This window comes from Methylobacterium currus (assembly GCF_003058325.1).
Taxonomy (GTDB): domain Bacteria; phylum Pseudomonadota; class Alphaproteobacteria; order Rhizobiales; family Beijerinckiaceae; genus Methylobacterium; species Methylobacterium currus.
This window is the reverse complement of record NZ_CP028843.1, coordinates 6,434,725-6,455,224: the sequence shown is the minus strand read 5'-3', so window position 1 is coordinate 6,455,224 and position 20,500 is coordinate 6,434,725. Positions and strand designations below refer to the sequence as shown.

General features: G+C 71.0%; 21 protein-coding genes and 2 pseudogenes. 18 read left to right on the top strand and 5 right to left on the bottom strand.

Annotated elements, in window-relative coordinates; all coding sequences use genetic code 11:
* Nucleotides 1-46: 46 nt before the first annotated feature.
* A complete protein-coding gene (gene hemN / locus DA075_RS29635; protein ID WP_420813163.1) occupies nucleotides 47-1,402 on the bottom strand; it encodes an oxygen-independent coproporphyrinogen III oxidase in 1,356 nt (451 codons plus the stop codon).
* A gap of 231 nt (nucleotides 1,403-1,633) precedes the next feature.
* Between hemN and ccoN the strand changes: the two genes are divergently transcribed.
* The 14 genes and pseudogenes from ccoN to DA075_RS37820 all read left to right on the top strand — a co-directional run.
* Nucleotides 1,634-3,307: a cytochrome-c oxidase, cbb3-type subunit I gene (ccoN, locus tag DA075_RS29630; RefSeq protein WP_167456065.1), complete on the top strand. Its 1,674-nt coding sequence runs from the start codon at nucleotides 1,634-1,636 to the stop codon at nucleotides 3,305-3,307.
* 62 nt (nucleotides 3,308-3,369) lie between these two features.
* On the top strand, nucleotides 3,370-4,110 hold the full coding sequence (gene ccoO, locus DA075_RS29625) for a cytochrome-c oxidase, cbb3-type subunit II (protein WP_099956236.1): 741 nt from the start codon (nucleotides 3,370-3,372) through the stop codon (nucleotides 4,108-4,110).
* A 5-nt stretch (nucleotides 4,111-4,115) separates the two neighbouring features.
* Complete coding sequence (locus DA075_RS29620) at nucleotides 4,116-4,265, top strand: cbb3-type cytochrome c oxidase subunit 3 (RefSeq protein WP_099956235.1); 150 nt, start codon at nucleotides 4,116-4,118, stop codon at nucleotides 4,263-4,265.
* A gap of 5 nt (nucleotides 4,266-4,270) precedes the next feature.
* Nucleotides 4,271-5,164: a cytochrome-c oxidase, cbb3-type subunit III gene (gene ccoP, locus DA075_RS29615; RefSeq protein WP_099956884.1), complete on the top strand. Its 894-nt coding sequence runs from the start codon at nucleotides 4,271-4,273 to the stop codon at nucleotides 5,162-5,164.
* A gap of 325 nt (nucleotides 5,165-5,489) precedes the next feature.
* Nucleotides 5,490-5,720: a hypothetical protein gene (locus tag DA075_RS38445; RefSeq protein WP_099956234.1), complete on the top strand. Its 231-nt coding sequence runs from the start codon at nucleotides 5,490-5,492 to the stop codon at nucleotides 5,718-5,720.
* Between the two features lie 365 nt (nucleotides 5,721-6,085).
* A complete protein-coding gene (locus tag DA075_RS29605) occupies nucleotides 6,086-7,537 on the top strand; it encodes a DUF1254 domain-containing protein (protein ID WP_099956233.1) in 1,452 nt (483 codons plus the stop codon).
* Between the two features lie 279 nt (nucleotides 7,538-7,816).
* Entirely contained in the window at nucleotides 7,817-9,352 is a 1,536-nt protein-coding gene (gene ccoG, locus DA075_RS29600) for a cytochrome c oxidase accessory protein CcoG (RefSeq protein WP_099956883.1), read from the top strand.
* A gap of 2 nt (nucleotides 9,353-9,354) precedes the next feature.
* Complete coding sequence (locus DA075_RS29595; protein ID WP_099956232.1) at nucleotides 9,355-9,861, top strand: FixH family protein; 507 nt, start codon at nucleotides 9,355-9,357, stop codon at nucleotides 9,859-9,861.
* 18 nt (nucleotides 9,862-9,879) lie between these two features.
* Nucleotides 9,880-12,210: a heavy metal translocating P-type ATPase gene (locus DA075_RS29590; protein ID WP_099956231.1), complete on the top strand. Its 2,331-nt coding sequence runs from the start codon at nucleotides 9,880-9,882 to the stop codon at nucleotides 12,208-12,210.
* Between the two features lie 11 nt (nucleotides 12,211-12,221).
* Nucleotides 12,222-12,359: a cbb3-type cytochrome oxidase assembly protein CcoS gene (ccoS, locus tag DA075_RS29585; protein WP_099956230.1), complete on the top strand. Its 138-nt coding sequence runs from the start codon at nucleotides 12,222-12,224 to the stop codon at nucleotides 12,357-12,359.
* Nucleotides 12,360-12,399: 40 nt separating this feature from the next.
* Nucleotides 12,400-12,819 (top strand): CBS domain-containing protein, encoded by a 420-nt coding sequence (locus tag DA075_RS29580; RefSeq protein ID WP_099956229.1) that lies wholly within the window; start codon nucleotides 12,400-12,402, stop codon nucleotides 12,817-12,819.
* A 120-nt stretch (nucleotides 12,820-12,939) separates the two neighbouring features.
* Entirely contained in the window at nucleotides 12,940-13,359 is a 420-nt protein-coding gene (locus DA075_RS29575; RefSeq protein ID WP_099956228.1) for a response regulator transcription factor, read from the top strand.
* Nucleotides 13,360-13,438: 79 nt separating this feature from the next.
* Nucleotides 13,439-13,771 (top strand): annotated as a pseudogene (locus tag DA075_RS37825) (cyclic nucleotide-binding domain-containing protein); the annotation flags it as partial.
* Nucleotides 13,772-13,965: 194 nt separating this feature from the next.
* Nucleotides 13,966-14,483 (top strand): annotated as a pseudogene (locus DA075_RS37820) (HAD family hydrolase); the annotation flags it as partial.
* Nucleotides 14,484-14,719: 236 nt separating this feature from the next.
* On the opposite strand, the gene DA075_RS29565 reads toward DA075_RS37820, so the two are convergent.
* On the bottom strand, nucleotides 14,720-15,055 hold the full coding sequence (locus DA075_RS29565; RefSeq protein WP_099956227.1) for a hypothetical protein: 336 nt from the start codon (nucleotides 15,053-15,055) through the stop codon (nucleotides 14,720-14,722).
* A 71-nt stretch (nucleotides 15,056-15,126) separates the two neighbouring features.
* On the opposite strand from DA075_RS29565, the gene narI reads away from it, so the two are divergent.
* The gene (gene narI / locus DA075_RS29560; protein WP_099956226.1) at nucleotides 15,127-15,822 is read left to right on the top strand and encodes a respiratory nitrate reductase subunit gamma; all 696 of its coding nucleotides are present in this window, start codon (nucleotides 15,127-15,129) and stop codon (nucleotides 15,820-15,822) included.
* Nucleotides 15,819-16,487, top strand: coding sequence for a peptidylprolyl isomerase (locus DA075_RS29555; RefSeq protein ID WP_099956225.1), 669 nt, complete (start codon nucleotides 15,819-15,821; stop codon nucleotides 16,485-16,487). Before narI ends, DA075_RS29555 begins: the two co-directional genes overlap by 4 nt.
* Here DA075_RS29555 and DA075_RS29550 read toward each other — a convergent pair.
* Nucleotides 16,421-17,602 (bottom strand): cupin domain-containing protein, encoded by a 1,182-nt coding sequence (locus tag DA075_RS29550; RefSeq protein ID WP_099956224.1) that lies wholly within the window; start codon nucleotides 17,600-17,602, stop codon nucleotides 16,421-16,423. The genes DA075_RS29555 and DA075_RS29550 overlap by 67 nt on opposite strands.
* 192 nt (nucleotides 17,603-17,794) lie before the next feature.
* Here DA075_RS29550 and DA075_RS29545 point away from each other — a divergent pair, with 192 nt between their 5' ends.
* Nucleotides 17,795-18,217, top strand: a complete 423-nt coding sequence (locus DA075_RS29545; protein ID WP_232387044.1) for an EamA family transporter — start codon at nucleotides 17,795-17,797, stop codon at nucleotides 18,215-18,217.
* Here DA075_RS29545 and DA075_RS29540 read toward each other — a convergent pair.
* Entirely contained in the window at nucleotides 18,201-19,100 is a 900-nt protein-coding gene (locus tag DA075_RS29540; RefSeq protein WP_099956222.1) for a LysR family transcriptional regulator, read from the bottom strand. The genes DA075_RS29545 and DA075_RS29540 overlap by 17 nt on opposite strands.
* Before the next feature lie 125 nt (nucleotides 19,101-19,225).
* On the opposite strand from DA075_RS29540, the gene DA075_RS29535 reads away from it, so the two are divergent.
* Complete coding sequence (locus tag DA075_RS29535; protein ID WP_099956221.1) at nucleotides 19,226-19,861, top strand: LysE family translocator; 636 nt, start codon at nucleotides 19,226-19,228, stop codon at nucleotides 19,859-19,861.
* 30 nt (nucleotides 19,862-19,891) lie between these two features.
* On the opposite strand, the gene DA075_RS29530 is transcribed toward DA075_RS29535, so the two are convergent.
* Nucleotides 19,892-20,485 carry a COG3904 family protein gene (locus tag DA075_RS29530; protein WP_099956220.1) on the bottom strand — a complete coding sequence of 198 codons (594 nt, stop codon included), beginning with the start codon at nucleotides 20,483-20,485 and terminating at the stop codon, nucleotides 19,892-19,894.
* Nucleotides 20,486-20,500 lie beyond the last annotated feature (15 nt).

The following is a 20,500-nucleotide window of genomic DNA, read 5'->3' as shown; positions in this document are numbered from 1 at the left end:
GGTTTCGATCCCGCGACCTGCGGTCCCGCTGTCCGGAGACGGCCGCTCAGAGGCTCGGCGAGTGCCGGCCCGGCCCGCCGGACAGCCGCGCGTCGAACACGGCGCTCGCGGAGCGCACTAGGCCGCGCATGTCCTCCGGCACGGTGATGCGGTGGCCGGCCCGCCGCACCACGCCGAGGCGCTCCATCTCGGCGAGCGCCGCCAGCTCGCTCGCGAACACGGAGGAGGCCGCGACGCCGTGCCGGGCGCAGACCGCGTCGAGATCGACCGCGAGGTCGCACATCAGCCGCTCGATCACCTCCCGGCGCAGGCGGTCCTCCGGCGTCGGCACGAGGCCCCGGGCGGTGGCGAGGCGGCCCTGCCGCAGGGCGTCGCCATAGGCGGCGATGTCGAGGGTGTTCTGGGCGTAGCCGCCGGGCAGGCTCGAGATGGCGGAGGCCCCGAAGCCGATCAGCGTCTCGGCGGCATCCGTCGTATAACCCTGGAAGTTGCGGAAGAGCCGCCCCTCCGCCATGGCGCGGGCGAGGGGGTCGTCGGGCTGCGCGAAATGGTCGAGCCCGACGCGGAGATACCCGGCGCGGACGAGCCGCGCGGCGGCCGCCTCGAATTGCGCGTGGCGCTCGCGGGGGCCGGGCAGGGCCGCCTCCGGCAGGGCGCGCTGGTGCGGCTTCATCCAGGGCACGTGGCCGTAGCCGAACACCGCGACCCGGTCCGGGGCGAGGTCGAGGGCGTGGTCCAAAGTCGCGATCACGTTGTCCACGCTCTGGTGCGGCAACCCCACCATCACGTCGATATTCACCGCTTCGATGCCGACATGGCGCAGCCACGCCACGGCCCGCGCGGTCTCCTCCACCGATTGGACACGGCGGATCGCGCGCTGGACCTGAGGATCGAGGCTCTGCACGCCCAGGCTCGCCCGGGTGACGCCGATGGCGGCCAGGGTCTCGACATCGGCCGGCGTCAGGGTGCGGGGATCGATCTCGACCGCGATCTCGATGTCGCGCGCGAACCTGAAGCCCTCGCGCAGGCGCGCCCCGATGCGGCGCATGTCCGAGCCGCGCAAGCTGGTCGGGGTGCCGCCGCCCCAGTGCAGGTGGCGCAGGGTCGGCCGGCCGGCGACACGGCCCGCGACGAGGTCGATCTCGCGCTCGAGCGCGGCGACGTAGGACTCGATCGGCGCGTAGCGGCGCGCGACCTTGGTGTGGCAGCCGCAATAGAGGCACAGCTCGGCGCAGAACGGCACGTGGAGATAGGCCGAGACCGCCTCGCCCTCGCCGATTCCCGAGAGCCAGCCGGCGACCTCCTGCGGGCCGACCTCGGCGGTGAAATGCGGAGCGGTGGGATAGCTGGTGTAGCGCGGCACGCGCTCGCCGCCGAGGCGGTCGATCAGGTCGGGAGAGATCATGGATCGGGGGTTTCTGGGAGAGGGGTTTAGGGGGGCTTTCCGGCGCCAAGCCTCGCGGGCCGCCCGGCCCCCCGCCTTGCGCTGGATCAATCGGCCGGTGCCGGGCCGGCCACCTCACGGTCATCGCCGGCCGGCTCCGGGGGGATTGACGCAGATCAAGGCTCCGCCGCCGGCCGCGTGGACAAACGGGTCGTCCCGCATCACCGCGTGGAGCGAACCGATTCAGCCATGCCCGCCACAACCGCACCCAAATACATGACCGAGGGAGAGGCGGGCCTGTGCGCCGTTCTCGGCCTCGGCGCCCTCCTGTGCCTGATCGCCTCGGCCAAGGCGGTCGATCCCGCCTTCGGGCTGCATACCGGCCTCTTCTCGCTCGCGGCCGTCGCCGGGGTCGTCGCGATCCTGCGCCGCTACGCCGCCCGCGACCCCGAGCCGATCCCGCAGGAGATCGGGGGGAAGCCGAACTACAATTTCGGGCCCGTCAAGTTCGCGGCGATCGCCTCGATGGGATGGGGCATCGCCGGGTTCCTGGTCGGCTGCATCATCGCCTTCCAGCTCTGGGCGCCCTCGCTCAATCTCGGGCTCGAATACACCACCTTCGGGCGCCTGCGCCCGCTGCACACCTCGGCGGTGATCTTCGCCTTCGGCGGCAACGTGCTGATCGCGACCTCGCTCTACGTGGTGCAGCGGACCTGCCGGGCGCGCCTCGCGGGCGACCTCGCGCCGTGGTTCGTGGTGCTCGGCTACAACCTGTTCATCGTCATCGCCGGCACCGGCTACCTGATGGGGGTCACCCAGTCGAAGGAATATGCCGAGCCCGAATGGTACGCCGACCTCTGGCTCACGATCGTCTGGGTCGTCTACCTGGTGGTTTTCCTTGCCACCCTCGCCAAACGGCGCGAGCCGCACATCTTCGTGGCGAACTGGTTCTACCTCGCCTTCATCGTCACCATCGCGATGCTGCACATCGTGAACAACCTCAGCATCCCGGTGACGGTGTTCGGCTCGAAATCCTACCCGGTCTTCTCCGGCGTGCAGGATGCGCTCGTCCAGTGGTGGTACGGCCACAATGCCGTCGGCTTCTTTCTCACCGCCGGCTTCCTCGCGATCATGTACTACTTTGTCCCGAAGCGGGCGGAGCGGCCGATCTATTCCTACCGGCTGTCGATCATCCACTTCTGGGCCCTGATCTTCATGTATATCTGGGCCGGTCCGCACCACCTGCACTACACGGCGTTGCCGGACTGGGCCCAGACGCTCGGCATGACCTTCTCGATCATGCTGTGGATGCCGTCCTGGGGCGGCATGATCAACGGCCTGATGACGCTCTCGGGCGCCTGGGACCGCTTACGCACCGATCCGATCCTGCGCCTGATGGTCGTCTCCCTCGCCTTCTACGGCATGGCGACCTTCGAGGGGCCGATGATGTCGATCAAGGCGGTCAACGCGCTCAGCCACTACACCGACTGGACCATCGGCCACGTCCATTCCGGGGCGCTCGGCTGGGTCGCCTACGTGTCGTTCGGCGCCCTCTACTGCCTGGTGCCGTGGCTGTGGAACCGCCGCGAGGTCTATTCCCTGCGGCTCGTCGAGTGGCACTTCTGGGTCTCGACGCTCGGCATCGTCCTCTACATCACGGCGATGTGGGTCGCCGGAATCATGCAGGGCCTGATGTGGCGGGCCTATAACGACTTCGGCTTCCTCGAATATTCCTTCGTCGAGACCGTCGAGGCGATGCAGCCCTACTACCTGGTGCGGGCTCTGGGCGGCGTCCTGTTCCTGATCGGCGCGCTCATCATGGCCTACAACCTCGCCATGACGATCCTGGGCCGCGAGGCGGGCGTGCCGAATCCGGCCAAGCCCGAGCCCGCCGCCGACGGCGCCCTGGTCCCGGCCGAGTAACCCTCCCGGCCCGCCGGCAAGGCGGGCCCATCCCCGAAAGTCCCCAGCGAAAGCACCCGGCCATGGCCATCGCCCAGCCCGGCCTCTGGAAGAGGCATGAATTCTTCGAGCGGAACTCGATCCTCCTGCTTATCGGCATCCTGATCGTGGTCGCCATCGGCGGCCTGATCGAGATCGTCCCGCTCTTCTACCTGAAGAGCACCATCGAGGCGGCGGAGGGCGTGCGGCCCTACACGCCGCTGGAACTCGCCGGCCGCAACATCTACGTGCGCGAGGGCTGCTACCTCTGCCACAGCCAGATGGTGCGCCCGATGCGCGACGAGGTCGAGCGCTACGGCCATTTCTCGCTCGCCGCCGAGTCGATGTACGACCACCCGTTCCAGTGGGGCTCGAAGCGCACCGGGCCCGACCTCGCCCGGGTCGGCGCGAAGTATTCCGATGCCTGGCACCGCGAGCACCTGAAGGACCCGCGCGCGGTCGTCCCCGGCTCGATCATGCCGGCCTACGCCTTCCTCGACCGGCCGCTCGACGCGGAATCCGTCGCCGACGACCTGAGGGCGAACGCCAGGCTCGGCGTGCCCTACAGCCCGGACATGATCCTGCGGGCGCAAGGCGACCTTAACGCCCAGCTCGATCCCGACGGCGCGGATGCGACGTTCCCGCAGCGCTATCCCGGCGCCGTCCTGCACGCCCCCGGCGAGCGCGGCCGCGCCACCGAGCTCGACGCCCTCGTGGCCTACCTCCAGGTGCTCGGCACGATGGTCGATTTCAAGATCTACGACGATCAGAAGAACCTGAGGTAATTGTCGTGACCTACGATCTCGCCTCCCGCTTCGCTCAGACGAGCGGCCTTCTCTACTTCGTGGCGTTGTTTGCCGGAGCCACGCTCTACGCGCTCTGGCCGCGCAACCAGGGCCGGTTCGACGCCGCCGCCCGCCTGCCCCTCGACGAGGAGTGAGCCTCGTGACCGACCTCAAATCCGCCACCCCCGCCACCACCGGCCCGGACGCCACCGGGCAAGAGACCACAGGCCACGAGTGGGACGGCATCGCCGAGTACAACAACCCGCTGCCGCGCTGGTGGCTCACCTCGCTCTACGCCACCATCGTGTGGGCCTTCGGCTACTGGATCGCCTATCCGGCCTGGCCGCTCGTCTCGGACCACACCCGCGGCCTGCTGGGTTACTCGACCCGCGCGGCGGTGCTGGCCGACGTCGCGGCGACGAAGGCGGCGCGCGCGGCGTTGGGCCAGGAGAAGCTCGCCTCGGCGGATCTCGCCCAGATCGCCGCCGACCCGACGCTGATGCCGCTGGCGCTCGCCACCGGCAAGGCCGCCTTCGGCGACAACTGCGCCGCCTGCCACGGCACCGCGGCAACAGGCCGGACCGGCTACCCGAACCTCCAGGACGACGACTGGCTCTGGGGCGGGAGCCTCGACGCCATCGCCCGGACGATCCGGGTCGGCATCCGCTCCGGCCACGCCGACACCCGCGCGGGCGAGATGCCGGCCTTCGGGCGCGACGGCATCCTCAAGCGCGACGAGGTCGAGACGGTCGCCAACTACGTCCTGTCCCTGTCCGGCAAGGCCTTCGCGCCGGCCCTGAGCCTGGAGAAGGGCGCGGAGATCTTCGCCCAGACCTGCGCCGCCTGCCACGGCGAGCAGGGCAAGGGGAATCCGGAGATGGGTGCCCCGAACCTCACCGACGCGGTCTGGCTCTACGGCTCCGCGCCGCAGGAGGTGGCGGCGACGATCCAGGGCGGGCGCAAGGGCGTGATGCCGACCTGGGAGGGCCGGCTCGACGCCGCGACCATCAAGTCGCTGGCGGTCTACATTCACGGGCTCGGGGGTGGGAAGTAGCGGGCGGCACGCCCTCTCACGACCACGGTCGCGCAGCGAAGTCGTGACACCAGCGGTCGCTGAGAACGACCGTTGGGCTCCGTTCCCGGATGTCCGCGAAGCGCGATGCAGCGACGCCGGCGCTCCGTCGCCGGCCCGGGCGGAGCCAGCGCCCGGCCTGCGCTTGCCGGCGATGCGATAGCCATCAAAACGACAATTCGTCCTATAAGCGTACCGTCTTCACAAATGATCGGAAATTTCTTCAAGATCATGCTACCGTTACGACTGCCGTGATGCGGCGGTATGTCCTTGATCTTGCCGGTGCTGCAACGCGCGGAGGTCCGTCATGCGGTATATCCTGGTCGCTCTCGGTCTCGTCACGGGCGTACTCGCCTACCTGCCGACGGAGGCGAATGCCGTCGTCTGTGCGCGCGGCATCTACCGGGCGGGCTGCGTCGGCCCGCGCGGTGCGGTCGGTGTCCGACGGGGATATTACGGTCCGCGTGCGGTAGGGGTCGTTCGGCGCGGATATTACGGCCCGCGAGCGATCGGCGTCCGGCGCTACCGCCGCTGGTAGGCCCGTCCCTGCCGCCGCAAGCCTCGGCATCATCGTTCACGCCGTGATGCGTGATTGCCTCGCGCAAGTCTCCGCATGAGCCAGTTCATGAGACAAGCTTCGGGCGCGGCGAATTCGGCTTGAGATTTTGCGCGCAATACAGCAAATTTGACATATCTCAAGCGGACATGTCCGTCTTCGTGCTTTCTTCGCCCGCTCAAGGGGCTGGTGCCATGCTCCCGGCGCAATCCCGATTGCTGCCGCCGAGGCAGATGGGCGGCCGCCGATGATGGCCCCTTAGCCGAAAGCGCGACGGGTCCGAGGTTTCCGAAGGCTCGACATGGGCCCGTCGCCCGCAGGGGCCCGTCGCTCGCAGGAGGCGATCCATGGAAGTGACCAGACGGATCTTCGCCGCGGGCGCTGCCACGATCCCGTTCGTCGGTCCTGCGACGCCCGCCGCCGACGCCCAGACCGTCGCTCAGGACGCGCCCGTCATCGGCAATCAGGGGGTGGCGGACCCGCTCGAGATGGCGGTGGGCGCCTACATCTATGGGTATCCGCTCGTCACCATGGAGATGACCCGGCGCGTTCTCACCAACGTCGCCGCACCAGAAGGCGCCAGGGGTGCGCCGATGGGCCAGATCAGCAATGTGCGTCGTTACCCCGATGCGACGTTCCGGGCCGTCACCGCACCCAACGCCGACACGCTCTACTCGCTCGCCTTCGTCGATGTCGGCCGAGAACCCTACCTCTTCGGCATCCCGGAGATGGACGGGCGCTACTTCCTCATGCCCATGCTCAGTGCCTGGACGAACATCTTCGCGGTTCCGGGCAAGCGCACGACCGGGACGGGGCCGCAGACCTATCTCATCGTCGGGCCCGGCTGGAGCGGCAGCGTACCGCCCGGCGCCACGTTGATCCAGGCGCCCACCAGCCTGATCTGGATCCTCGGTCGGACCTATTGCACGGGCACACCCGACGATTACGCGGCCGTCCACGCACTTCAGGACCGGTACCGGCTCATCCCGGCGAGCGCGGCCGGCAGACCCTCCACGCCGCCGGCCGGCCGGGTCGATCCGAGCATCGACGGCAAGACGGCGGTGCGCGAGCAGGTCAACCGCATGGACGCGTCGACCTACTTCAACCTGCTCGCGGCCCTGATGAAGGACAACCCGCCGGCGCTCGCCGACGGGGTTCCGGTCGCCAGGATGGCCGCGCTCGGCATCGTTCCCGGCCAGCCCTTCGACGCAGGCAAACTGCCGCTCGCCGCTCGACAGGCGGTCGAGCAGGCACCACCGCTCGCCCTTGCCCGGATCATGGAGCACGAGAAGAGGACGGGCAGCCACGTCAACGGCTGGACCTTCACGACGGACGGTGGCGATTACGGCAAGGATTACCTGCAGCGCGCCTTCATCGCGGCGGTGGGCCTAGGCTGCAACTTGCCGCAGGACGCAGTCTACCCGATGACAATGGTGGATTCGGCTGGGCGCCGGCTAAACGGCACCTCGAACTACGTCATGCGCTTTGCCGCGGGTGACATGCCGCCGGTCGAAGGCTTCTGGTCATTGACGATGTATGACGCGGACTTCTTCTTCGTCGACAACCCGCTCAACCGCTACACCGTCAGCCCACGCAACAGCCTTCAGGCCAACCCGGACGGCTCGGTCGATCTCCTCATTCAAAACGAGAGCCCCGGCGCCATGCGGGAGGCGAACTGGCTGCCTGCCCCGAAGGGGCCGTTCAACCTGATGCTGCGGACCTACTGGCCGAAAGGCGCGCTGCTCACCGGCGCCTGGGCCCCACCGGCGGTCACCCGCACCGGAGGCACCACGCTTTAGGCCGTCCGGACATCGCACCCGCGCCAGTGGCAGCCCCGAACCGCGGAGCGCCGGGGCCGGTTCCAGGCCAGGTCCCTCGTCACGAGGGGCGGCTGCCGGACCGCCGCCCGTGCCCGGCCGGCGCGACGCCGAACGAACGCTCGTCACCGCAGGAGGCCGGCCCGACTTCCCGATTGCGCGAGATCAATGCCGCGGGCCGCCCCTCGGCCCAAGACATCGGGCGCCCGTTCCCGGGCGGCTGGACACGCGGTGATGGCCCCGACGGATTCTGCGCGGACGATGCGATCCACGACCCTCGACGAGGGGCACGCGCCCCCGACCGGGGGTCGCACGACCCCGTCGGGGGGTCGCACGACCGTTCTGGAGGGCCGCACGAAGAAGTTCGGCGAGGCGGCGACGCGGCGGGTCGTCTCAGCCCCCACCGGCGCGCTCTACGAGGCACGGCGCAAGATCCAGCCGCAGGCGGTGCGCGGGCGCTTCCGCACCGCGAAGTGGATCGTCCTGGCGGTCACCCTCGCCATCTACTACCTCGTGCCGTTCCTGCGCTGGGACCGCGGACCGGGCGCGCCGTCGCAGGCGGTGCTGATCGATCTCGACCGCGGCCGGCTCTACTTCTTCTTCATCGAGCTGTGGCCGCAGGAGGTCACCTACGTGATGGGCCTGCTGATCCTGGCGGCCCTGACCCTGTTCCTGATGAATGCGGTCGCCGGCCGGATGTGGTGCGGCTATCTCTGCCCGCAGACGGTCTGGACCGACCTGTTCCTCGCGGTCGAGCGCCTGGTCGAGGGCGACCGCCGGGAGCGGCTGAAGCTCGATGCCGCGCCGTGGTCGATCGAGAAGGTCGCCTTGCGCACCATGAAGCACGCGATCTGGCTCCTGATCGCCTGGTGGACCGGCGGCGCCTGGGTGCTCTACTTCGCCGACGCGCCGACTTTGGTGCATCAGCTCGCGACCTTCCAGGCCCCGCCGACGGCGGTCTTCGCCATCCTGACCCTGACCGCCACGACCTACGGGCTCGCCGGCCACATGCGCGAGCAGGTCTGCACCTATATGTGCCCCTGGCCGCGCATCCAGGGCTCGCTCACCGACGAGCACTCGCTCAACATCCTCTACCGGGTCGATCGCGGCGAGCCGCGCGCCTCGGTGAAGACGTCGCAAGCCCTGCGCGCCGCCGGACAGCCGGCGGGGGATTGCGTCGATTGCTTCGCCTGCGTCACCGCCTGCCCGGCGGGGATCGACATCCGCGACGGCCTCCAGATGGCCTGCATCCAGTGCGGCCTGTGCGCCGATGCCTGCGACACCGTCATGCAGAAGCTCGGGCGCCCGACCGGTCTCATCGCCTACGACACCGAGGCGAATTGCCGGCGCCGGGCGGAGGGCAAGCCGCCCGTGTTCAAGATCCTGCGCCCGCGCACCATCGTGTACGGGCTCCTGGTCGCCGGCATCGGCGGCTTCATGCTCACCACGCTCGCGACCCGCAGCTTCACCGGCGTGAACGTCCTGCACGACCGCAACCCGCTCTTCGTCACGCTCTCGGATGGCGGCATCCGCAACGGCTACACCGTCCGGCTCATCAACAAGCGCCCGTTCGAGCGGGAGCTCGGCCTCGTCGTCGAGGGGCTGCCCGGCGCCCGCGCCGAGATCGTCGGCGCGCCGGAGGGTCACCTCGCGGTGCCGGCCGACGCGACGCGGGAGGTCCGCGTCCTCGTCTTCGCGCCGCCCGGCACCGCCGGCTCGGTCCCGCTCACCTTCCGCCTCGCCGATCCGGTCTCGGGCGAGACCGCGTCGGTGCAGGACCACTTCAAGGCGCCCTGACGATGCAGGCCGATTCGACCCTTTCCGCCGCGTCCTTCCGCCTGACCGGACGGCGCGTGCTCCTCATCTTTGTCGGCTTCTTCGGCACCATCGCGAGTGCCGACGCCGTCCTCGTCGCGTCCGCCCTGCGCACCTGGTCGGGCCTGGAAGTGGCCTCGCCCTACCATGCGGGCCAGGTCTACAACGCGGAACTCGCCCGGGCCCGCGCGCAGGAGGCCCGGGGCTGGCACCTGGAGAGCGCCGTCGCGCGGGTGGGCGCGGGCGCGACGGTCGGCGTCTCGCTCCAGGGTCGGGGGGCCGTGCCGCTGGCGGGCAAGGATCTGCGCGCCCGGCTGGAGCGCCCCACCGATGCCCGCGCCGACCGGGGCCTCGCCCTCGCCGAGACGGCGCCCGGCCACTATGCGGGCCGGGTCGAGGCGCTGCCGGGCGGCCAGTGGCGGCTCGTCGTCGAGGTGCTGGGCGCCGACGGGGTCGAGCTGCGGCGCGAACGCCGCCTGACCATCGATTGAGGTCCGGGAGGCGATCCGATGTGCTGCACCGACGCCGCCCTCGCCTATGTCGAGGCCCATGCCGCCTGGAGCGAGGCGAATACGAGACCGTCCCTCGGCCGCAACTACGAGGCCTTCGTCTCCCGTGACAAGGCGGGCGCGGCGCGGGCGGAGTTCGCGGTCGAGGGCGTGCGCTGCGCCGCCTGCATGAGCGCGATCGAGCGCGGGCTCCGCGACGTGCCGGGCGTCGCGAGCGCGCGCCTCAACCTCTCCGACCGGCGCCTCGCGGTCGAATGGGCGCCCGAGGCCGAGCCGGACATCGGCGCGATCCTCGCGCGGCTCGACGGTCTCGGCTACGCGGCCCATCCCTTTGATCCGCGCCGGCCGGCCGATGCCGAGGCGGCGGAGACCGAGCGGCTGATCCGTGCCATGGCGGTGGCGGGCTTCGCCTCGATGAACGTGATGCTGCTCGCCATCTCGGTCTGGGCCGGCAACGTCTCCGACATGACGCCGGAGAACCGCGACCTCTTCCACTGGATCCAGGCCCTGATCGCCCTGCCGGCGGCGGCCTATGCGGGCCGGCCGTTCTACGAGGGCGCCCTGCGGTCCTTACGGGCCGGGCGGATCACGATGGACTTCCCCATCACCCTCGGGGTGGTGCTGACGCTCGTGATGTCGGTGGTCGAGACGGCGTTCGGGGCCACCCACGCCTATTTCGACGGCGCGATCATGCTGCTGTTCTTCCTGCTGATCGGGCGGGTGCTCGACCAGGCGATGCGGCGGCGCACCCGGGCGCTGGCCGAGAACCTGGCGGCCCTGCGCAGCGAGAAAGCCGCGCGGATCGAGCCGGACGGGTCGGTGCGGGACGTGCCGCTCTCGGACCTCGCCCCCGGCGCCCGCGTGCTGGTGCGGCCTGGCGAGCGGGTGCCGGTGGACGGGACCGTCGAGCGCGGGCGCTCGGACCTCGACCGCAGCCTCGTCACCGGCGAGACCGCCGCGGTCCCGGTGGCGGAGGGCGCCACGGTCCATGCCGGCGCCCTCAACGGCGACGGGGCCCTCGTCGTCGCGGTCACGGCTCTCGCCGGGGCGACGCTCCTCGACGAGGTCGAAGGCCTGATGCGCCGCGCCCTCGAGGCGCGCTCCCGCGCGCTGGTCCTCGCCGACCGGGCCACCCGCCTCTACGTGCCCCTGGTCCACGCTGCCGCCGCCCTGGCCTTCGCCGGCTGGCTCCTGGCGGGGGCCGGCCCGCATGCCGCCCTGATGACCGCGGTCGCGGTGCTGATCGTCACCTGCCCCTGCGCGCTGGGCCTCGCGATCCCCGCCGTCCAGGTGGTGGCGGCCGGGGCCCTGTTTCGCGACGGCGTGCTGCTCGCCGACAGCACCGCCCTGGAGCGCCTGGCCGAGGTCGACACGGTGGTGTTCGACAAGACCGGCACGCTGACCCTGCCGGAGCCGGTCCTGGCCGCGCCCGGGGATCCGGCTCTGCTGGCGCAGGCCGCGCGCCTCGCCCTGTCGAGCCGCCACCCGATGGCGGCGGCGCTTGCCAGGGCCGTCCCCGCCGCCGAGCCCTGGCCGGGCGCGCAGGAGGCCGCCGGGCTCGGCGTGCGGGCCGTCGTCGACGGGATCGAGCTGCGCCTCGGCTCCCCGACCTTCTGCGGAGCGGAGAGCCAAGCCGCCGCGGCCCTCGCCGCCGATCCGGAAGCGTCGGTCATCTGCTTCCGGGCCGGGGAGGGGATCCCGGTCGCCTATCCGGTCGCCCAAGCCCTGCGCCCCGATGCGGCCGAGGTCGTGGCGGCACTGCGGGCGGAGGGCCGCCGGGTCGTCATCCTGTCGGGCGACCGGCCGTCGGCGGTCGCCGCGGTCGCCGCGCGTCTCGGCATCGACGAGTGGGAGGCCGGCCTGACCCCGCAGGACAAGATCGCCCGCATCGACGGGCTCAAGCAGTGCGGCCGGCGCGTGCTGATGGTCGGCGACGGCCTCAACGACGCCCCGGCCCTCGCTGCCGCCCACGCCTCGCTCTCGCCGGTGACCGCCGCGCATGTGAGCCAGGCTGCGGCCGATGCCCTGTTCCTCGGCCGCAGCCTCGCCCCGGTCCTGTCCGTCCTCGCGGTCGGCCAGCGGGCCCGGACCCTGATGCTGCAGAACCTGTGGCTCGCCGCCGCCTACAACCTGGTGGCGGTGCCGCTCGCCGCCGCGGGGTTGCTCACGCCGCTGATCGCGGCCCTGGCCATGTCGGGCTCCTCGGTCGTCGTCACGCTCAACGCCCTGCGGGCGCGGAGCCTGTCCGTGCCGTCCCTCGGGTGGCAGCCGGAGACCGACGCGGCCGGGACGCCGCCGACCGTCCCCACTCTCACCGTCCCCGCCACCTGAGGACCCGTCCGATGAGCGTGCTTCTCCTCGTCATCCCGATCGCGCTCGGCCTCGGCGGGCTCGGCCTCTGCGCCTTCCTGTGGGCGCTGCGATCCGGCCAGTACGACGACATCGAGGGGGCCGAGCTGCGGGCCCTGTCGGACGAGTGACGTCCCTCACGCCCCCTCGAACTCCTTCGGAGCCTGCCCCATGCCCGACCGGACCCTCGTCGAATTCCTCGCCGACCGCCCCGTGCGCGGCGTGAGCGGGAGCTTCACCATCGCGAGCGTCTGCCATCGCCTGCGCGACTACGGCGTCGGCGCCCTCGTGGTGATGGAGGCGCGTCGCCTCGTCGGCATCATCACCGAGCGGGACATCGCCGTCCGCGTCGTCGCGGGCCATCGCGATCCCCTGGTGACGCTGGTGCGCGAGGTGATGACCCGCGATCCCCAGACGATCGCCGCCGAGGCGAGCCTCGCGGACGCGCACCGGCTGATGATCGCCGGAGGGTTCCGGCACCTGCCGGTCCTGCGCGGCGACCACGTGGTGGGGGTGGTTTCGCTGCGCGACATCCCGGCTGTTGGGGGGCAATCCCGGAGCGAGGCCGTTCAGGCGCCTGCTCTCGGATGACGCAGGAGACTGTCCACGGAGAGGGCACCTCGCGCGCCCGTCCCCGACCCGCTTGAGACAGATCAACGACCCGTCCGAACCGGCCGGCTACCGTCCATCACGTCAGCATCCGGGTCGATCATGCCAGCCCCCACGGGACCCGTCCTCGTCGTCGACGACGACGAGGCGGTCCGCCGCTCGCTCAAGTTCTCCCTTGAGCTCGAAGGATACGATGTGCGCCTCTACGAGGATGCCGCGCAGCTCCTCGGAGAGGCGGGTCTGCCCGGCGAGGCGGCCGGGCTGCCCCGGACCGGGTGCCTGATCGTCGATTACCGCATGCCGGGCATGGACGGGCTCGCGCTGGTCGACATCTTGCGCGCGCGCCGGATCGGCCTGCCCGCCATCCTGGTCACCGGCCGGCTCACGGAGGACCTGCGGCAGCGCGCGACCCGGGCCGGGTTCCGGCAGGTGGTGGAGAAGCCCTTCCAGGACGGATCGCTGCTCGCCGGCATCCACGATGCGCTCGCCGCCTCGGCCGCTCACCTAAGGGATTCCCCTTAAGCGCTGGTCCGGAATGTCCCGTTCGCCTCCGGCGCCGTAGCCATGGCCTCGTCACACGCCATCCGACGGGGCCTCTCCCATGCCGCTCGCTCTCGCCACCGCCGGCCTCGGCCCCGCGCTCAATGCCGGTCCCGCTCCGGCCGCCCGGCTCAGGCAGGACGGCGCGCAGGACGGCGCAGCCGCGGGCGCGCGCCGCCGCTTCGAGGCCGAGGAGGAGATCTACGCCGAGGGCGACCGCGTCGTGCACTTCTACAAGGTCGTGTCCGGGGCGGTGCGGACCTACCGCCTCCTGAGCGACGGCCGCCGGCAGATCGACGGCTTCCACCTGCCGGGCGACATCTTCGGCCTCGAGGCCGGCGCCGAGCGCCGCACCGGCGCCGACGCCCTCGTCGACACGACCCTGGTCGCCCATCGCCGCAGCGACCGCGCTGCTCTGACGGGCGAGGCGGGCGCTCTCGCCCACGAGGTGGCGGCGGCGATGCTGCGCGCGCTGGAGCGGGCGCAGGACCACATGCTGCTGCTCGGGCGCAAGTCGGCCAAGGAGCGCGTCGCGAGCTTCCTGCTCGGGCTGGCGCGGCGGTCCGGGATGGAGGGCACGATCGCGCTGCCGATGTCGCGGGCCGGCCACGACTGGAGGGCGCGCGGGCTGCGCTGGAGGGGCTCGGCGGCGCCGCGGCGCAGGCCGCCGCCTATGCCGAGAGGAAGCAGGCGGCGATCGAGCGGCTCATCGCGGCGGGGAATGTCGCCGCCTTCCCGGACGCGATCCGCCTCGCCCTCGCCCTGGAGCGGACGGCCTTGCGGCGCGTGCTCGCCTCCTCGTCGAGAAATGCCGACGCGATGCTGGCGCGCGTGGTCCTGCCCGACGGGCGCAGGCTGCTGTCGCTGTTCGACGCGGATGTGAGCGGGCGCGACCTGCCCCGCGGCAAGCCCGACCCGGCCCTGTTCCTGCACGCGGCCGAGGCCGCCCGCGTGCCGCAGGCGCAGTGCGTCGTCGTCGAGGACGCGCCGGCGGGCATCGCGGCGGCGTCGACCTCGTCCTCACCTCCCTCGACGGTCTCGACGTCGCCGCCCTGGCCGGCGGGGCCTTGCAAGCGCGATCGTCCACGGAGGGCGACGAGGCGTAATGGCCGTCACGCCGCCACCGGATCCGCAGGCTTGACCTGTAGGATTCTGCACAAGGAAGGCTTCCGCCTGCCAAAATTCTGTAAGGCCAGGGGATGATGGGTTATCGATCCTGCAAGTTGGCCTATTGTTCATCGGATTTGCTGCTTATGTCCCCGTGATATCCGTGGAATGGTCACCGAATGCCGCGCATCCGGCACGTTATCGCGCGATTATACAATCAAGAATGAGAAAAAGACTATCGGAGAATCGTCCGAACCCTTTGCGTCACGCGTCCCTTCGACATCCGTCGGACCGGAGAACCGCCTATGGCAACGTTGGTCACCTCGCCGAGTGGCACGGCCGAACAGGCCGACCGGGTTCTCTGGACGAGCACCGCCGCGTTCACGGCGAGCTTCGCGGTCTGGACGATTTTTTCCATCCTCGGCATCGGGATCAGCGACGAGCCGAGCTTGTCCGAGACGCAGTCCGGGCTCCTCGTCGGCACACCGTTCCTGTCCGGCTCGGTGTCGGGGCTGTTCCTCGGCGTCCAGTCCGACTGCGACGGCGGCCGCAGGATCTTCGCGGGCCTCATGGTCGGCTCCGCGGCCGCGACCGACGCGCTGATCTGGGCCGACAGTCTGAGGCGTCAGCACCCCTTGGTGCATCTGCTCCATAAGGCCGCAGTATTCCTGGCGCTCCGAATCCTCGCAGTTCCTGCGGCGCAAGCAGATGCTCGTCGGATCGAACCTGTTCCACCTCGGCATCCTGGTTATCCTGGTCGGCCACTTCGTCGGCCTGCTTACCCCGGTCGAGGTCTTCGAGCGGTTCGGCATCAGCCACGCGGCCAAGCAGCTGATGGCGAACACGATCGGCGGCATCGCCGGCATCGCGGCGCTGATCGGCTGCTCGCTGCTGCTGCATCGCCGCCTGTTCGAGCCCCGCATCCGGCGCAGCTCGTCGGTCGGCGATATCCTCGTGCTCTGCCTGATGTGGCTGCAGCTGATCGTCGGCATCGGCACCGTCTACTGGACGTTCCAGTCGCTCGACGGGCGCGAGATGGTGCGCCTCATGGGGTGGGCTCGCGGCGTCGTCACCTTCCAGCCCGGCGCCTCCGACCTCCTGCTGGAGACGGCCCTCGTCTACCGGCTGCACATCGTCATCGGCCTCACGATCTTCCTGATCACCCCCTTCACCCGGCTCGTGCACGTCTTCAGTGCGCCGGTCTGGTACCTGTTCCGTCCCGGCTATCAGGTCGTGCGCTCGCGGCGCGTGCCCGCGCAGGCCGTCCAGGACCCCTTCGCCGGCGCGGTCAGTGGAGCCGCCTCGATCGGACGGGCTCAAGCCGAGAGCGCGCAATGAGCACCACGCTGATCATCGACCGCCGCCCGGACCCGGCAATGCCGAAAGCCTGCGGCAGCGGCTGCGGCTGTGCGTCGGCTGCGACGCCGCCCGCCCCGCCGCCGAGCGGCGGCCGGGTCGCGGTCAACGGCGTGGAGATCGCCCCCGAGGAGATCGCCTCCGAGAAGATCGCCCGCGAGATCCAGCACCGCCGCCGCCGCCTGGAGGGCGGCCGCGCAGGCCCTGGTCGTGCGCGAGCTGATGCTCCCAGGCCGCCCGGGCGGCGGGCCTCGTGGCCGGTCCCGAGCGCGACGCGGCCGGGCGGCTGGAGGTGGCCGAGGAGGCGCTGGTGCGGCGCCGCTCTCGCTCCCGCCCCGCGTCGAGCGGGCGAGGCGGAATGCCGGCGGTACTACGAGGCGAACCGCCATCGCTTCCGCATGCCGGACCTGGTCGAGGCCTCCCACATCCTGTTCGAGCCGGCCTCCGACGACGCGGCGGGCTGGGGGCAGGCGGAGCGGGAGGCCCAGGCGATTGCCGCCGAGCTCGGTGACGATCCGGGCGACTTCGCCGCGCCGGGCGATCCCCTCACGGGTGATCGCCCGGCGCGGCGGGGAAGGGGTCACGCTTGCTTCAGCTTCGTGATCGTGTCGCCCGGCACCCCCGCGAAGTTGTTCGACAGGAGGTAGCGCGGGCTCGATTTGATCCAGGTGTCGAGGTCGATCTCCTCGAACTTGCCGTTGTCCCAGGTCTGAACGATCTCGAGGTCCTCGTCGCCGATGTTCTTGATCGCGTGGCCGAAGCCCATCGGGATGTAGGCGACGTCGCCGGGCTTGAACTCGGCCACCTTGCCGCGCCCGCCCGAGCCGAACAGGGCCACCTGGCCCTTGCCCTTCAGGTAATAATGCCACTCGTTGGCGTTGACGTTCCAGTGCAGCTTACGCATCTGCCCGGGCTTGATCGTCATCACGCCGCCCGACATCGTCTTCTGGATCGGCCACTCGTCGACCGTGGCGAGGCGGAAGGTGCCGCCCTCGAACTCGCGCACAGCCCGCGGATCCTTGAGCAGCCGGAACTTGTGGGTCGATTCCTTCGGCCAGGGTGCGTCGAGGGCGTCCGACACCGGCACGACCGGGCCGGCCTGGATATAGGCCTCGCCCTTCGGGAAGGCGTCGAAGGCGTCCTTCGGCAGGCCGAAATCGAGGGCCAGCATGTCCTTCGGGGTCACGTCGATCCAGTCGGTGATCGAGAACGTGCCGTGCTCCGAGAAGGCGCCGTTGTCGAACGACAGGATGAAGTGGCACGGCTTGTCGCCGATGGTCTGGATCGAGTGGCCGTGGCCCTTCGGGAAATACCAGAGGTCGCCGGGCTCGTAGTTGTTGATCTCGCTGGCGCCGGACGGGTCGAGCACCACGGTCTGGCAGCGCCCGTCGATGACGTAGGCCCATTCGGCCGCGATGGCGTGCCAGTGCAATTCGCGCGAGGCGCCGGGCTCGAGGAACATGTGCACGCCCGCGATCCCCTTGCTGATGGGGAACTGGTGCACCGTCGCCTCCTTGGCCCACCCGCCGGAGGTCACCTTCGGCCGGTTGCCGTCGAGGGAGAAACGGAAATCGGGCATCGCCCCGACATCCTGGGGATCGTGGTAGGCGACCTTGGCGCCCGGCGGCAGCGAGACCGCCTGACGGCCGAACCCGCCGTCGCCCGGATTGCCGTGGTCGTGCTCCAGCGCCTTCGCGCCCGTGGCCATCACGCTGGCACCGAGCGCCGCACTCCCCAGAAACAGCCGCCGCGTCTGGTCCATGGTGCTTCCCCCCGTTGGGCAGACGGGCCGGCCTCGGCCGGGCTCCTGTCTGTGTGATCTTGCCGTGCGGCCCTGCCGGGCCGGCCGCGGGGGAAGCTGAGCGAAGCCGGTGCGCCAGTGAAACGCATTGTCGGCATTCGCGCATGCCGATCATTCATGATGCCGTTCGGGGAGAGGATGGAGGGGTGCGGGATGGCGTGGCAGGTCTGGGCGCTGGTCTCGGCGGTGTTCACGGCGCTCACGGCGGTGCTGGCCCGGGCCGGCAGCGCCGGGGCGGAATCGGATGCCGCCGCCTTCATGCGCTCGGTCGTGATCCTCGTGGCCCTCGGGGCGCTCTGCCTCGCCACCGGCCAGTGGCAGGGCCTGCGGTCGCTCACCGGGCGCAACCTCGGGCTTCTCAGCCTCTCGGGCCTCGCCACCGCCGGCTCCTGGGCGTGCTACTTCCGCGCCCTCAAGGTCGGCGGGGCGGCGCAGGTCGCGACCCTCAACAAGCTGTCGATCGTGCTGGTCGCCGTATTCGGCGCGACGCTGCTCGGCGAGCGGTTGTCGGGGGTGAACTGGCTCGGGGTCGGGCTGGTGATGCTCGGGGCCTACCTGCTCACCTGGCGGGGATGAAGCCCCCGGGAGGGTCGGCGAGCGTCCGGGCCATCCGGCCGCCGATCCACTCCGCGAAACGCCGCTCGCGCCCCTCGGCCGAGATGGGTTTGTCGGTCAGGGCGACGTAGCGGCTGCCGTCCGGCTGGAACGGATGCAAAGCCGTCAGGCGGCCCGCCTTCAGATCGTCAGCGACCATGTGGAGCGAGGCCAGGGCGATCCCCTGGCCGGCGATCGCGGCTTCGAGCATGAGGGCGAAGTGCTCGAACTGCACGTCGCGGGAGCCGAGGAAGGCCGGCAGGCCCCGCCGGCGCCAGGCCGGCCACGCATCCGGCCGGCTGCGCGTGTGCAGGATCGGCAGGCCGGCCGTCCCGGCGAGGGCGGGTGCGCAGACCGGCCCCATCGCCTCGTCCGCGAGGGGGCGGACCGCGAGGTGGCTGGGAATCGGGAAGTCGTCCCGCCGGATCGCGAGGTCGACGCGGTCGCGCCGAAGGTCGATCCGCCCGCCCGCCGCCAGCACGCGGATGTCGAGGCCGGCCTCGGCGCGCAGGGCCGGCAGGCTCGGGATCAGCAGCCGGAGGCACAGGGTCGGCTCGCAGGAGACGACGAGCGGCGGGTCGGCCTCGCGGCGCGCGAAATCCGCCAGGGCGTCCTCGAGCTGCGCGAAGGTCGTTGAGAGCCGCTCGGCGAGCCAGCGGCCCCGCTCGGTCAGGAAGAGGCCCCGGTTGCGCCGTTCGAACAGCGGCTCCCCGAGTTCCGCCTCCAGGTTTCGGATCTGCTTGCTGACGGCACCGTGGGTCACGTGCAGCTCCGCGGCGGCCGCCACCAGGCTTCCGTGGCGCGCCGCGGCCTCGAAGGCGCGCAAAGATCCGAGCTGCGGCAGGCGGTTGCGGGTCTCGGGCATCCTGTGAGCGATACTCACGCATCGGCGGACATGGTTTCGATGGTCGCACGCGCCCCGCCGTGGTCCCTTGCCGTGGTCCCTTGCGGTCGCGCCCTCGAGGCGCAGGTCTATCGGAGAACGGCGTCATGGAGCAGGCTCTGCTCATCGCATCGGTCACATGGCTCGCGGTGCTGAGCCCCGGGGCGGATTTCGCGGTCGTCAGCCGCAACAGCTGCCTGTTCGGGCGCCGCGCCGGGCTCGCCGCCGCGGCCGGGATCGCACTCGCCTGCTGGTTCCACGTCGCCTACGCGATGGCCGGGGTGGCGGTCATCCAGCGTGTCGCGCCGGGGGCGCTGGAGATCGTCAAGGTCGTGGGCGCGCTCTACCTCGTCTCTGTCGGGATCACGACGGCCGCGACCCGGCTCGACCCGGACGCCGCCGCTTCTGCCGTCTCCCGCCGGTCGCTCGGCCGCGACATCGCCACCGGCGCCCTGACGAACGGCCTCAACCCCAAGACCTCCCTGTTCGTCCTGAGCCTGTACAGCCAGCTCATCGGCGCCGAGACCTCGGTGCCGGTCCAGATCGCCTGGGGGGCGTTCTTGTCACTGTCCCACTTCGCCTGGTTCGCGACGGTGTCGGTGTTCCTGTCGCGGGAGTCGGTGCGGGCCAGGATGCTGCGGCATCAGGCAGCCCTGCGCTTCGGGATCGGCGCCGTGCTGGTGGGCCTCGGCGTGGCGCTTCTCCTCACCCATGTCGGTCCTGCTCCCGGGACGCGATCCTGACGATCGCTCCCATCCACGGTCCGCCGGCCCTCACGGCGCCTGCAGGCTCGTCGCGATGCCGAGGCCGAGCGCGGTGCTGCCGGAGGGGCGGTAGAGGGTGTTGAAGGCGGCCTTGTCGACCAGCGTCGCGGCGCCGGGCTGGCCCATCTCGGCATAGAACCGGCGCATGTTGTCGGAGCCGTGCTCGTTGAGCGTGTTGGCCTCGACCCGGTTGCCGGGGCGGTGCGCCGTGTGGAAGCCGAGGCCGGAGCGGCCCGACATCCCCTCGTAGACATCCTCGCCGTGGATGTAGTGGCGCCGAACGCCGCCGGCGAAGATCAGCGTGCAGGCGCTGTCGCACCGCGCCGCGTGAGCATCCACCGCCGTGACGAGGCCGGCGCGGCGGATCGCCCGGCCGATGGCGATGCCCTCCAGCACCTTGCCGCCGCCGCTGTCGAGATAGACGACCCGCGGCGGCTGGGCGTGCGGCCCGGCGAGGAAGCGGGCGAAGGCCTCGCCGTCGCCCGGCACGATCGTGCCGACGAGCGTCACCCGATCGCCGCTCTCCGAGAGGCTCATTGCCTGGGAGGGGCCGGCGCCCGCGGTCGAGATCGCTGCCACGCATGCCAGGGCCCGCCACCGCATCACCGTTCCTCCCGC